Origin of the sequence: Flectobacillus major DSM 103 (genome assembly GCF_000427405.1) — a bacterium.
In the GTDB taxonomy this organism is placed as follows: Bacteria; Bacteroidota; Bacteroidia; order Cytophagales; family Spirosomataceae; genus Flectobacillus; species Flectobacillus major.
Genome location: NZ_KE386491.1, coordinates 1,967,194 through 1,981,077, shown reverse-complemented (window position 1 = coordinate 1,981,077; position 13,884 = coordinate 1,967,194). Strand labels below are relative to the sequence as shown.

The 13,884-nt window shown below is 37.1% G+C and carries 9 protein-coding genes; 7 read left to right on the top strand and 2 right to left on the bottom strand.

From position 1 onward, the window contains the following. Positions 1-173 precede the first annotated feature (173 nt). The gene (locus FLEMA_RS0110195; RefSeq protein WP_026995383.1) at positions 174-788 is read left to right on the top strand and encodes a deoxynucleoside kinase; all 615 of its coding nucleotides are present in this window, start codon (positions 174-176) and stop codon (positions 786-788) included. Between the two features lie 67 nt (positions 789-855). Here the strand turns inward: FLEMA_RS0110195 and FLEMA_RS0110190 are convergent, their stop codons facing one another. Beyond that, positions 856-1,737, bottom strand: coding sequence for an arsenite methyltransferase (locus FLEMA_RS0110190; RefSeq protein WP_026995382.1), 882 nt, complete (start codon positions 1,735-1,737; stop codon positions 856-858). A gap of 105 nt (positions 1,738-1,842) precedes the next feature. Then, positions 1,843-2,178: an ArsR/SmtB family transcription factor gene (locus FLEMA_RS0110185; RefSeq protein WP_026995381.1), complete on the bottom strand. Its 336-nt coding sequence runs from the start codon at positions 2,176-2,178 to the stop codon at positions 1,843-1,845. Between the two features lie 294 nt (positions 2,179-2,472). Here FLEMA_RS0110185 and FLEMA_RS0110180 point away from each other — a divergent pair, with 294 nt between their 5' ends. The 6 genes from FLEMA_RS0110180 to FLEMA_RS0110155 all read left to right on the top strand — a co-directional run bounded on the left by FLEMA_RS0110180 (position 2,473) and on the right by FLEMA_RS0110155 (position 13,873). Continuing rightward, a complete protein-coding gene (locus FLEMA_RS0110180; RefSeq protein WP_026995380.1) occupies positions 2,473-2,697 on the top strand; it encodes a hypothetical protein in 225 nt (74 codons plus the stop codon). A 512-nt stretch (positions 2,698-3,209) separates the two neighbouring features. Beyond that, a complete protein-coding gene (locus FLEMA_RS0110175) occupies positions 3,210-6,392 on the top strand; it encodes a SusC/RagA family TonB-linked outer membrane protein (RefSeq protein ID WP_026995379.1) in 3,183 nt (1,060 codons plus the stop codon). A gap of 69 nt (positions 6,393-6,461) precedes the next feature. Beyond that, positions 6,462-8,258: a RagB/SusD family nutrient uptake outer membrane protein gene (locus FLEMA_RS0110170; RefSeq protein ID WP_026995378.1), complete on the top strand. Its 1,797-nt coding sequence runs from the start codon at positions 6,462-6,464 to the stop codon at positions 8,256-8,258. Positions 8,259-8,350: 92 nt separating this feature from the next. After that, a complete protein-coding gene (locus FLEMA_RS0110165) occupies positions 8,351-12,049 on the top strand; it encodes a VCBS repeat-containing protein (RefSeq protein WP_229359408.1) in 3,699 nt (1,232 codons plus the stop codon). 213 nt (positions 12,050-12,262) lie between these two features. After that, positions 12,263-12,490, top strand: a complete 228-nt coding sequence (locus FLEMA_RS0110160) for a hypothetical protein (protein WP_026995376.1) — start codon at positions 12,263-12,265, stop codon at positions 12,488-12,490. A 147-nt stretch (positions 12,491-12,637) separates the two neighbouring features. Beyond that, the gene (locus FLEMA_RS0110155) at positions 12,638-13,873 is read left to right on the top strand and encodes a hypothetical protein (RefSeq protein WP_144080077.1); all 1,236 of its coding nucleotides are present in this window, start codon (positions 12,638-12,640) and stop codon (positions 13,871-13,873) included. The last annotated feature ends 11 nt before the right edge of the window (positions 13,874-13,884 follow it).

The window sequence follows — 13,884 nt, the reverse complement described above, 5'->3', positions numbered from 1 at the left end:
CAAAAGATGCTCAAATTGGGCAAATTTGGATTTTTTTGCTATTTCTTTCTTTTCTGATGAACTTGGATTTTGAATGTAAATACACGAACTTTGTGACCATTTTGGCAATTTTTGTACAAGATTATATACCTTGTTTTTTGCTAATTTTTACCATAAAATCATAATCAAGAGCAATGCACATAGCAGTTACAGGCAATATTGGAGCAGGAAAGACTACATTAGCAACTAAATTAGCAGAACATTTTGGATGGGAAGTGCTGTACGAAGCCGTAGAAGGAAATCCTTATTTAGCCGAATTTTATTCGGATATGAATCGTTGGGCTTTTCATTTGCAAATGTACTTTTTAAAGAGCCGATACGAGCAAGTTATGCAAATACAACGGTCGAATAAAAGAATTATTCAAGACAGAACCATTTATGAAGATGCTTATATTTTTGCCATGAACCTATATAAGTCGGGGGTTATGAGCGAAAACGACTATGCCACCTACAGAGGTATTTTTGACTTGATGATGAGAACCGTAAAAGCCCCAGATTTAACGATTTATCTGAAAGCCGATTTGCCCAAATTAGTAGGACAGATTCAGAAAAGAGGACGGGATTTTGAAGCCAATATGTCAGAAAAGTACTTGGCCGACTTAAATACCCATTATGATGAGTTTGTTGATAATTATAAAGATGGCAAATTGTTGGTGATTGATGTAAATGATTTAGATTATGTTAATAATCAAGAGCATTTTGATTTTGTTATTTGTGAAGTAGATAAAGCATTGTTGTACGAAAAGTAACACACCAAAGGCACAAAGTATCTTTTTTGTATAGGAAAATACTTTGTGCTTTTGTTATATACATCCACTAGCAACAACCACTATTAGGAGTACAGCTTCCACTTGCCAACTCGGCAATACTAACTTTTGGCTTTGTTGGATGGGCTTTTTCTGCATAAACCGTAATACTAAAAATCCCTGTACCACTAGCTTTAAAATCAGCAATATCAGTTTCTGACAAGTAGTTAATCAATATATCATCAGGAACGATAATGGGCTTTTGCTTTTGTATCGAAATATTACTGAAGCCTGTATTGGCAATAAGTGTTAGGTAATCATCCATTTGGATAGCCCCCGCCACACAACCAGCATACATTTCGGCTGCAGATTTAATTTTTTCGGGCAGTTCTCCCACCAAGACAATATCAGAAATACTAAAATGACCTCCATTTTTGAGAACCCTTTTTATATCAGCAAATACAGCTTGTTTATTGGGTACTAAATTCAAAACGCAATTGCTCACAACAACATCAGCAATAGCATCAGAAACAGGCATATTTTCGATGTCGCCAAGCCTAAATTCTACATTATTAAAACCCCGTATTTCGGTATTGATTCGAGCTTTATTAATCATCGTTTCGGTAAAGTCTATGCCAATAACCTTCCCTGTTTCGCCTGTTTCTGCTCTTGCAACAAAACAGTCGTTGCCAGCACCCGAGCCAAGGTCGATAACAGTATTTCCTTTTTTAATTTTGGCAAATTGAGTAGGAAGCCCACATCCCAAACCCAAATCTGCATCAGGGTTATAGCCTTCGAGGTTTTGATAGTCATCGGCCATGATATTGTACACTTCTGTAGAACAGCCACCAGCACCACAGCACGAGCTAAGGTTCGTAGATTTGTCTTGCAAAGCAATTTCAGTGTATTTCTGCTTTACAATTTCTTTTAAGGTTTGTTCTTCGCTTTTCATGATATGATTGATTTTAAGGTTAAATATAATCTTATGTTGTAAACATACGTCTTTGTATGTCTGTTATTAAAAGTTATGATTGATTTATGTGTAAGTACAAATAGCCTATTGGCAACAGCTCGCCTTTTTTTCGAGGAGTTGATTGAACAGGGTGTCGAATAGAGATTTAATACGATCAACTACCTCTATATTAAGGCAATAACATACATTTTGGCCGCTAACTTCTCCTTGAATAATGCCTAACTCTTTTAGTTCTTGTAAATGTTGCGAAACGGTGGTTCTACTCAAAGGTAACTCGTTGGTAATATCGCCTGAAATACATACATTTTTTTCAGCTAAAAACTGAATAATTGCTACCCTAGCAGGATGAGAAAGAGCCTTAGCAATAAGGGCAATTTCTTGTTGGTCGGCTTGGAATAAATTGGTTTTTGCGTATGTCATAGTAGGTATTCAATAAAGTATGTCGCAAACATACGTCATTTGTGTTTATTATTCAAAATAAATCTACCAATAATGACAAAAATCATTTGTTTTCTTACCATGATAGGGCAGGAGGGATATTTTCGTTTCTATAAAATATAGCGTATCTTTACACGAACTAATTTTATGAATAAATTGTCTGAAAAAATATAAGAGAAGCCGTCGATATAAATTTATAGCATATAATGACTGTGATAGCCAGCAACTAACAAGTATTACCTTTAAAAATTAATAGTAACTAAACTTAGACTCAAAATGCAAACGACTCCTTTTGAACCTGTGAAAAACCATCAAGACCCTTCTGATTTAACTAATTATGATTTTGCAGAATTGGCAGACAAGTTGAGAAACTCTTCATCGTATATTCATGCTTGGAAGAAAAAAAATGGATACGACTTACCTAAAGAAGCACAAAGCAAAGCCAAATTCAAACGATTAAAACAAGCATATCTTGAAGCTTGTAATAATGCTAGAAAATAATTGTAGTGTATAATGAATTTTCCCAAGCCCCAACCATAATTTATGGTTGGGGCTTTTTTGTGGTCATTCAAACGCAAAAAAGACTAGAATATTGTGATAATTGTTTTTTTGTTAGAAAAGTGCAATGTTGTAAAAACTCCATTTTTTAAAAATGGCAAAACTATTTATTAGCTTTCTGTAACTGTCCTGTACTATCATGTTTGTTGGTTAACTTTGATAAATACAAAAAAATATAACAAAAAATATAAAAAATGCTTGTTATTTAAAAAAATAATATAGAGTTTTATGAGCTGATATTTAATTATAGGTATATAATATTGTATTATATTGATACAATAAAATGGAGTGAATATTAACGTAATATATTTCCGATTAATATTTACTTTGAAAATTTATATTTTTTTAATAATAACTTAAACGATTAATTAATGTATCAAAAGAAAGGAGGTATTTATTTTTAGACCCAATTAACTACGATAATTTATTTCACATTTTTCCCAAAACTAATTTCTATGAAAAACAAATTACTAAAAAGCGTCACCAGTGCATTGACCGTGCTGGCTCTTTTATCCATGAGCTATTTTGTACAGGCACAAGAACGAAAAATTACAGGAAAAGTAACCTCTGGGGCTGATGGACAAGGCTTGCCAGGGGCTTCTGTGATTATAAAAGGTACTAAAACGGGTATTGCAACTGGTGCAAATGGTGAGTATACAATAGTAGTAAAAAGTGGTAACGATGCCCTGATGTTTTCATCGGTAGGGTTTCAGCCACGAGAAGTAAAAGTTGGAAACCAATCAGTTATTAATGTAAGCTTGAGCGAAGATATTTCAAATCTGACAGAAGTAGTAGTAACAGGTTATGGCACGCAGTCTAAAAGAGATATTACGGGTGCTGTAACTACCGTAAATGCCAAGGATTTACAATCTGTACCAGCCACTACCTTTGCCCAACAGCTACAAGGTCGTGCTTCGGGTTTGAGTATTGTAAACGATGCTACACCTGGTGGTAACGCTACTGTACGTATTCGTGGATTTGGTACTATTGGTAACAACGACCCTCTATTCATTATTGATGGTGTACCTACCGAAAACCAAGGTAACTTAAACCCTAATGATATTGAAACGATTCAAATCTTGAAAGATGCTTCTTCTGCTTCTATTTACGGTTCAAGAGCTGCAAATGGGGTTGTAATTATCACTACCAAAAAAGGTAAAACAGGTGCTCCTAAAATTACTTTTTCGGCGTATTATGGTTCTCAGAAGGTATCAAACAATGTTGAATCGCTGAATGCCAAAGAGTTAGGGCAGTATTTGTATTTGGCTGATAAATATGCAGGTAAAACACCGTCGCATGGCCAGTACACATTTGGTTCAAATGGTGAAGTTACTATTCCCGACTATGTATATCCAAGTGCAGGAAAAGCAGGTACTGCAGCCGTTGATCCTAAATTATATTCATTAACTCCCGACAATATCTATGCTATTACCAAATCGGCAGATACGTATTGGTGGGGCGAGTTGACACAAACGGCTCCTATTCAAAACTATCAACTTTCGGCTTCGGGAGGTACAGATAACAGTAGATATGCCTTGTCATTGGGCTATTTTAGCCAAGACGGTGTTGTGAAATTCATTGGTTATGACCGCTTTACACTTCGTACCAATACCGAGTTTTCGGCAGTGAAAAAAAGATTAAGAGTTGGTGAAAACTTTACCGTTTCGGTAGATAACCGTAAAGGTGGATATTCAAACAACGAAGAGCAAAATGCTGTTTCGGGTTCTTATAAGCACCACCCACTATTGCCTATTTATGATATAGCAGGAAACTTTGCTGGTAGCCGTGGTGCCAACTTGGGTAACAACTCAAACCCTTATGCCACTTTGTATCGTCAAAAAGACAACCGTTTGTATAGAATGAGAGGTTTTGGTAATATTTATGCCGAGTTCGACATTCTTCCAAACTTAACAGCTAAAACTAGCTTTGGGGTGGATATTACTACAGAAAACCAAAAAGAAATTGGCCGTGCAAACCCTGAATATATTGAAGGTAGCTTCAACAATAGCTCTACTTCAAGAACCAACTACGATTTTCAGTGGGTTTGGCAAAATACTTTGTCTTACAACAAAACCTTCAATGATGTTCACAAATTTGATGCCTATATTGGTTTAGAGTCAATCAAACAATTTGGTGAAAAGTTTGGTGCAAGCAGAAATGGATACGCTTTTGAGGTAAATCCAATTATTAGCTATCTTGACCTTGGCGACCCTACAAAAGTATCCAACTATGGAACAGTTGAAAATGACTATACCCTATCATCTCAGTTCGGAAAAGTTAACTATGCTTATAATAGCAAATATTTGGTACAGTTGATTGTTAGAAATGATGCTTCGTCTCGTTTTTTATCGGCTTCTCGTAATGCGTTTTTCCCTGCTGCCAGTTTAGGATGGCGTTTGTCGGAAGAGAAGTTTATTAAAGACCAACTTCCTTTCTTTAGTGATTTGAAACTTCGTTTTGGATGGGGTAAAACTGGTAATCAGAAAATTGGTAAATATAATGCGTATACAACATACCGTTCGGACATTTTCCATGCAGGCTATCCAATTGATGGCAACCAAACAACGCCGACTATCGGTTATGATGCTAGTGCTTTTGGTAACCCAAATGCTAAATGGGAATCAACTACATCGACCAACGTTGGTTTGGATGCTTCTTTGTTCAATAGTAAATTAAGTATTGAACTAGATGTTTGGAACAGAAAAACTTCTGATATGTTGTTTACAACGCCAATTACCTTTACGGCTGGTGATGCCACAGCTCCTGCTTTTAACGTAGGACAAATGACCAACCACGGGATAGATATTGGCGTTAACTACAAAAATAGCGTTGGGGGCTTCCGTTACAGCTTAGGGGCAAACTTCTCTACTTATCGTAACATGGTAGACAAACTAGACGCTAGTCCCAATACACGTTATTTTGGTTATGGTTCACGGGTACCTGCGGTTACATTGACACAAGCTGGACTGCCAGTGTCATCGTTCTATGGCTATAAAGTTGTGGGTATTTTCCAGTCTGATGAAGAAGCTAAAGCATGGCCAGCGTATGGTGATTATAACAAAGCAGGTAAATTTAAAATTGCAGATATTAATGGCGATGGTAAAATTACCGACGACGACCGTACAATTATTGGTAGTCCACACCCCGACTTTACGTATGGTCTGAACCTAAACTTTGGCTACAAAGCTTTCGATTTAACGATTTTCTGTAATGGTACACAGGGCAACGATGTATTTAACTATACTCGTTATTTCTCAGACTTCAACACTTTCCAAGGAAACCGTTCAAAACGTGCTTTGTATGATGCTTGGCAGCCAACCAATAAGTCGGGTACTGTGCCAATTATGGATGCCAACGACCAAATCAGTAGCCGACCTTCAAGCTATTTTATTGAAGATGGTTCATATTTCCGTATCAAAAACGTTCAGTTAACTTACAACTTACCTAGAACAATTGCAAGTAGAGTAGGTTTGGACAATGCTCAAATTTATGTACAAGCTCAAAACTTGGCAACATTTACCAAGTATACGGGCTTGAACCCTGAAATTCAGACAGGTACAGACAATACTTTGGGCTTTGATGGTGGATATATGCCAGTTTCTAGAACTTTCATTTTAGGGGTTAACCTTGGATTTTAGTCAATAGCCATGCTTCTAGACAAAATCTATGAATTAAAATAGTTTGTTTTTTAAAAAAACATAGAAAATATGAAACGTAATAATATCATAAAAATAGGCTTGTCGGCATGTTTGGTATTTGGTATAGCTACTGCATGTAGCGACGAATTCCTTACTCGTGAGCCACAAGCACAGTATAGCCCATCGGCACTCCAAACGGCCAAAGGGGTAGAAGGAATTTTATTAGGTGCTTATGCCATGATTGATGGGCAAGGCTTGGATGGCCAGGATGCTTGGAATAACGATATTCAGAGCTGGGTTTTTGGCGGAATTGCCTCTGACGATGCTTACAAAGGTACTGATGCAGGTGACCAGCCCGAGCAATCGTTTATCGAAAAGTGGGACTTTCAACCTACCAACGGCCATATCAAAAACAAATGGAGAGGCCTTTTCAAAGGGGTAGCTCGTACCAATGATGCTATTAATACCTTGAAAAATGTAAAAGACATTAGCGATGATAGAAGAAAGCAGATTGTTGCGGAGGCTCGTTTCTTGAGAGGCTTGTTCCATTTTGAAGCTAAGAAAATGTGGAAGAATATTCCATATATCGATGATAATACCTATAAGTTGGACGATTTGGAAAGTACCAAAGTGCCTAACGACAAAGATGCTTGGCCACTAATCGAGGCTGATTTTAAAGCTGCTATGGAGGTATTACCCAATACACAAGCTCAGGTGGGGCGTCCTACCAAATGGGCAGCTATGGCATTTTTGGCCAAAGCCTATATGTTTCAGGGCTGGAATATTAGTACTGGTGCTGCCAATGTAGCAAAATTACAGGCTGCAAAAGCATTATTAGACCAGATTGTAGCCAGTGGTAGATTTAAGCTAGTAGAAAATTTCAGAGATAACCACGATGCAAGTACTCGTAACAATGCGGAATCGATTTTCGAGATTCAGTACGCTTCGTCGAGTGCCAGTGGCGATGCCGCTAACGCAGGTGTTGGTTTGGCTCACCCGTATGCTTCGCCTTGGGGATGCTGTGGTTTTTATCAGCCTTCTCAAAACTTGGTAAATGCTTACAAAACAGATGCTAATGGATTACCATTGATGGATACTTTCAACGATTCAGACGTGAAAAATGACCAAGGTGTTGGTTTTGATGACCCTTATACACCTTATGATGGTACACTTGACCCTCGTTTGGATCACACTGTAGGTCGTCGTGGTATTTTGTTCATTGACTATAAAATTCATAACCGTGATTTTATTCGTGACCAAACTTATGCTGGGCCATATTCTCCTAAAAAGCACATTCCTTCAAAAGCCTTTACTGGTGTAAACGGTTGGGCAAACTTAACTAGCAACAACTACCGTATTATGCGTTATAGCATGATTTTGCTTTGGCTGGCTGAATGCGAAGTTGAATTAGGCAATTTGGAAAGAGCCCGAGATTTGGTTAATCAAATCAGAAACCGTGCTGCTAATCCGAGTGGATTTGTACAAAAAGCTACACAAGGTGCTACACGTGATGCCTATACTTTGGTATTTGACTCGAAGGGTAATCCTGTTCCTGCGGGTAACTATGTGATCAAGCCTTATTCGAGTGCTTGGACAGATGCCAACGTAGCCCGAAAAGCCGTTCGTTTTGAAACTCGCCTTGAGTTTGCTATGGAAGGTCACCGATTCTTTGACTTAGTGAGATGGGGTATTGCAGCAGAAACATTGAATAAATACAATACTGTTGAAAGTACCAAAAGGGTGTACAAAAAAGGCGGTGTATTTGTAAAAGGCAAGCACGAGTTTTTCCCTATCCCTCAAGAGGCTATCGACCGCTCAGAGAAAGATGGAAAACCTACATTAACACAAGACCCAGCTTATAAATAGATTGGATTGATAACTGAAAAATGGTTTACTTTACAGAGATGGTATATTCTGCCATCTCTGTTTTTGTAAGCAATTCAATAACAGCCTTAACTATGCAAAAAAGCTTTACTTTTTTCACCTTACATACTATTTTTGGTTTTGTGACATTTTTTCATCAGTTGATTCAACGTCAACTGATGTTAGTTAAAAATGTAATAAGACAAATGGGGGGGGCTTATTGGCCAATTTACTTTTTACCCTTATGCCTTTTGGGAGGAGTATCTTGCAAAAACAAATCGTCCCAAACACTTTTTACCAGCTTAGGAGCTGAAGAAACAGGTATTCGGTTTTCAAACAGAATTACCGAAAATGATACTATGAATATTCTTACTTTTGAGTATATCAACAATGGAGGCGGCATTGCCTTGGGTGATTTTAATAATGACAACCTTACCGATATTTATTTTACAGGAAACCAAGTTGGTAATCGCCTTTACTTAAACCGAAAAGATACTAGCTCAAATCAACTCAAATTTCAGGATATTACCCAACAGGCTCATGTAGAAGGAAAAGGGCGTTGGTGTTCGGGCGTGGCTGTGGTTGATATTAACCACGATAACCTATTAGATATATATGTGTGTGCTACGGCCAAAAAAACGGCTTCTCAAAGGGCTAATTTGTTATATGTTAATCAGGGAATTGATTCAAATGGTATTCCTACCTTCAAGGAAATGGCTCAAGAGTACGGTATTGCCGATACAACTCATACTACCAATGCCGCTTTTTTTGATTACGATAACGATGGCGATTTAGATTTATATATCTTGGTAAATGAAATGTCGGACACTCGGTTTCCGAATATGTATCATCCCAAAATCAAAGATGGTTCGTCACACCTAACCGATAGGCTATATCGAAACGATTGGGATGCTCAAAAAAAACATCCTTATTTTACAGACGTATCCCAACAAGAAGGAATTTTACTGGAGGGGTATGGATTGGGTATTAATATCACCGACATCAACCAAGACGGCTGGAAAGATATTTATATTACCAACGATTATCTGACCAACGATTTGCTGTATATCAATCAACATAGCAATGGCAAACATATTGGATTTATTGACCAAGCTCATGATTATTTCAAGCATACGTCTCATTCGGCAATGGGCAACGATATTGCCGACATCAACAACGATGGATTGGTAGATATTATAGCCGTAGATATGATGCCAGCCGATAATTATCGTAAAAAAATGATGACCTTAGCCAATAATTATCAGGCATATCAAAACAATGATAAATTTGGTTATGATTATCAATACCCTCGCAATACCCTACAACTGAACCGTGGCGTAGACCCTACTACTCATCGGCCAACGTTTAGCGAAGTAGGTTTGTTGGCTGGTATTGCCGAAACCGATTGGAGTTGGACTCCCATGGTTACAGATTTTGACAATGACGGATTCCGAGACGTTATAGTTACCAATGGTTTTCCCCAAGATATTACCGACCAAGATTTTATGGTATACCGCTCGCAGGTGGGCAATTACGCCGCACCAATTTTGTTGCTCGACTATATTCCGTCGGTAAAAATCAAAAATTATGCGTTTAAAAATACAGGGAAAATAAATTTTGAAAATGTTACGGCCGATTGGGGTATTACACAAGCCAGTTTTTCAAATGGGGCGGCTTATGCCGATTTGGATAACGATGGCGATTTGGACTATGTTGTTAATAATATCAACGATTCGGCTTCGGTATACAGAAATAATGCCATTCAACAAATACCCGAAAAAAGCCATTATCTAAGAATAAAACTTAAAGGAAATACACCTAATGTGGCAGGGCTAGGAGCATGGATTGAAATAAATTATAAAGGGCAAAAGCAGGTATATGAATATACACCTTATCGAGGGTATTTGTCTTCTGTAGAAGCTATTGCTCATTTTGGCTTAGGCTCTTGTACCGGTGTAGAGCAAGTGAAGGTGGTTTGGCCTTCGGGCAAAATTCAAGTTTTGCGGAATATTCCAGCTAATCGGGTTTTAGTACTTGACGAAAATCAAGCCAAAACAATCATCCCAACTGATAGCCCTATCGAAACCCCACTGTTTACCGATATTTCTCAGCAACTCAATATCCCACAATTGTACGAGGAGGAGGATTTTATTGATTTTAATATTCAAAAATTATTACCACATAAGTTTTCGCAACAAGGGCCAAGTTTGGCCGTTGGCGATGTCAATGGCGATGGCCTCGACGATATTTTTGTAGGTGGGTGTTATAGAAAAAAAGGTAGATTTTTGATACAAAATACTGCTGGTAAATTTGTGGTCAAAGATTTGCTTTCGGGCAAAGATGGCCCCGACAAAAGGACTGAAGACATAGGAACACTTTTATTTGATATAGAAAATGACGGTGACTTAGATTTATATATTGTTAGCGGTAGCAATGAAGCCCCTATAGGTGACCAAGCATACCAAGACCATATCTATATGAATGATGGAAAAGGAAATTTTAAGGAGAACCCCGATATTATACCCAATTTTTTGAAAAGTGGCTCATGTGTAAAAGCCACAGATTTTGACCACGACGGGGATTTAGATTTGTTTATTGGCTCACGTATAGAGCCATCGGCATATCCAAAACCCGTTAGTGGTTATTTGCTCCGCAACGAAGCCCCCATGTTGAAGTTTACCAATGTTACGGCCTCGCTAGCTCCCAAGCTCAAAGAAATAGGCTTAATATGCGATGCCCTATGGAGCGACTTTGACAATGATGGCTGGCAAGACCTTATCGTTGCTGGCGAATGGATGCCTATTACCATTTTCAAAAATGTTCATGGAAAATTTCAGCTACTCTCAACAACTGGTTTAGCATCGCAAATAGGCTGGTGGAATAGCCTTGCCGCAGGCGATTTTGACAACGATGGCGATACCGATTATATAGCAGGAAATTTAGGACAAAACACCCTACATCGTGCCAGTGATACTACTCCCGCAAGAATATATTATGGCGATTTTAATAGCGATGGCAGTTTCGAGGCTATTCCAACGGTGTATTTAAAAGATTCGCTAGGGCAACGCACAGAATTTCCCTATAATACAAGAGATGACATGGTGAAGCAGTTTATCCAAACCCGAAAGCGATTTGTTAAATATGCCCAATATGCTAAAGCAAGTATTCAGGATATTCTTTTGCCCGACGAGCTTAGTCAAGCACGTGTGCTAAAAGCTAATTGGATGAATACCAGTTATATAGAAAATAAAGGAAATGGTGTTTTTGAAATAAAGGCATTGCCTTTATCGGCTCAGTTTTCAACTACTTTGGCTATACTTATCCAAGATTTTAATCAGGATGGCAACCTTGATGTACTAATTTCTGGCAATGATTATGGCAATGAAATTAGTATTGGTAGGCTAGATGCTTCAAAAGGTGTATTATTTTTAGGAAATGGTAAAGGCAAATTTCAAGAAATGCCTTTGGCTCGTTCTGGTATATGTTTCGATGGCGACAGCAAGGCTCTAGTAAAAGTACGAGGTAAGTCAAATGAGTTGCTCCTTGTTAATTCACAAAATAGAGCAGGACTAAAAATCTACCAATGGCATAATTCTGCTCCAATAATTAGCCTAATTCCTACCGATATATCAATGACAGTAATGCTAAAAAATGGCAAAAAACTCAAAGAAGAAGTAAGTATTGGCAATACCTACTTGTCGCAATCGAGTAATACTGTATGGTTGCCTTATGGCACAAAGTCGGTTGAGATAAGTAATATATCGGGCCAAAAAAGGATAATCACGTTCGACTAGATTTGACTATCATATCGGTATAAAAGCTCAATGGGTTGGTATTTTGTATTCATTAATCGTTGTATTTGAGTGTTTATACTTATTTTTCTTTTGTTAAGACTAAGTATAAATTGAGCCTGAATATCTATTTTGACAGGTAATTATCTTTTTGGTTACAGATTTTTTTAAGAAAGGATATGATATTTGCATTGTCAACCAAAATACCCACTAATAATGAAAGTTAAATATACACAAGACATGATTATCGAGGTGCTTAATCTGATGATTACAGGGAAAAGCATGAACTCAGTATCAAAAGAAAAGGGAATTCCCATTTCTACTATTTATAACTGGAAACAGCAAAATTTGGATTATTATACCAATTTAGAACACCAAAAAGAATCGTTCAGACGATTAAGGGGTGCTTATACAGGGCTATCTTCCAGAACAAAAATAAGCTAAACTACTTTTATTTAGTAAAAAATCCCATTGAACAACTCAATGGGATTTTTTTATGGAATGATATTACGTATAATAAAAAAAAGCCTGATTTGTAATATAAAAAATAGGTTTTGTTATGTATTCTTCTGATTCTTGTAAACAGTATTTATGAGACTCTTTATCATGAAAATCGGGATTTACATATCAGGACTTGGACAATCGTTTGAAAATGAATCGGTAGAAAAATATGCGGCTCGTTTGGTCAATGAGATGGAATACAATACTAACAGAATGAAGTATAGTATTAAGTCTGAAAAGATTTCTTATCGAAAAGATAGGTTTTGTACTGTTGTGAGTATTCTAAAAGAACAGCAAAACCCCCAAGTAATTTATAAATTATACAGCTTCAATTACCACGAAATCCTTACAGAGAAGTTTATTAGCTATGCTTTGTTGCTAAAAAGCTTTTATCTTTTAGTGCTGGTGATCACTAAAGTACCTATTTTGGTAGAGCGAGTATTTATCAAAAACTATTATAATCGTCCGGGACAAACCCTGTACATATTTGGTATTTTCGGAATTATAGCCCTCGCTACGGTTTTTATGATTCCCAATCTGATAGTATCCCTCCAAAATGATAACACCTTTCAGCAAGGTATTATAACATTCAAGAACCTCTTCAGTCTTCAGAGCTACGACATACCCTTTATTAGCGTCTTGGGACTAAAGAAGACTATGACTACTTGTGGCATTATTACCTCTTTGATTGTATTAGTAATTCCCAATGCCAATACTTTAGTAACTACCTTGGCTACTGAATTTGTGTGTGCCAACAATTATTTAGAGTTTGGTTTACAACGCCAAGAAATCCAAGGTAATCTTGAAAAGCTGGTAGATTATATTTCAGAAAACGAGGATAATCCTTCTATCCATTTTCATACCTATAGCTTTGGAAGTATTCTTGCTTTAGATTATATTTTTCCATTTGGGGCTAATCACTCAAATAATGCCAAAAATCATATCGAAGCATTAATTACAATAGGTACACCTTTTGAGTTTATACAGTCATATTATCCCGATTTTTATAAAGAACGTAAGATAGACTTAGGTAACATAATCTTATGGGTCAATATTTATTCTATTGTAGATGCCCTTGCTACCAATTTCAGAACAGATGCCCAAGTAGGAGAGGCTCAGTTTGGAATGGGCTTATCGAGTAATAGGCCCATTAATTTCAATTATGAAGCAAATCCAGTAAAAACAGACAGGCTAATAGATTTTCTTTTTCTTTATAGTATTAGGGTACATGGAACATACTGGGACAGTCGTAGTAGTCAAGGCAAGAGTTGTTTGTGCTATGTTTATGAGGTATTTGAGGAAAAACAATACTTCTCAGGCAATTAAATAACTGCAAT

Excerpts from the sequence above, each read along its gene's own strand:
- FLEMA_RS0110170 (WP_026995378.1), top strand. The coding sequence starts at position 6,462 with ATGAAACGTAATAATATCATAAAAATAGGCTTGTCGGCATGTTTGGTA.
- FLEMA_RS0110165 (WP_229359408.1), top strand. The coding sequence starts at position 8,351 with ATGCAAAAAAGCTTTACTTTTTTCACCTTACATACTATTTTTGGTTTT.
- FLEMA_RS0110185 (WP_026995381.1), bottom strand. The coding sequence starts at position 2,178 with ATGACATACGCAAAAACCAATTTATTCCAAGCCGACCAACAAGAAATT.
- FLEMA_RS0110155 (WP_144080077.1), top strand. The coding sequence starts at position 12,638 with ATGAGACTCTTTATCATGAAAATCGGGATTTACATATCAGGACTTGGA.
- FLEMA_RS0110195 (WP_026995383.1), top strand. The coding sequence starts at position 174 with ATGCACATAGCAGTTACAGGCAATATTGGAGCAGGAAAGACTACATTA.
- FLEMA_RS0110175 (WP_026995379.1), top strand. The coding sequence starts at position 3,210 with ATGAAAAACAAATTACTAAAAAGCGTCACCAGTGCATTGACCGTGCTG.
- FLEMA_RS0110160 (WP_026995376.1), top strand. The coding sequence starts at position 12,263 with ATGAAAGTTAAATATACACAAGACATGATTATCGAGGTGCTTAATCTG.
- FLEMA_RS0110190 (WP_026995382.1), bottom strand. The coding sequence starts at position 1,737 with ATGAAAAGCGAAGAACAAACCTTAAAAGAAATTGTAAAGCAGAAATAC.
- FLEMA_RS0110180 (WP_026995380.1), top strand. The coding sequence starts at position 2,473 with ATGCAAACGACTCCTTTTGAACCTGTGAAAAACCATCAAGACCCTTCT.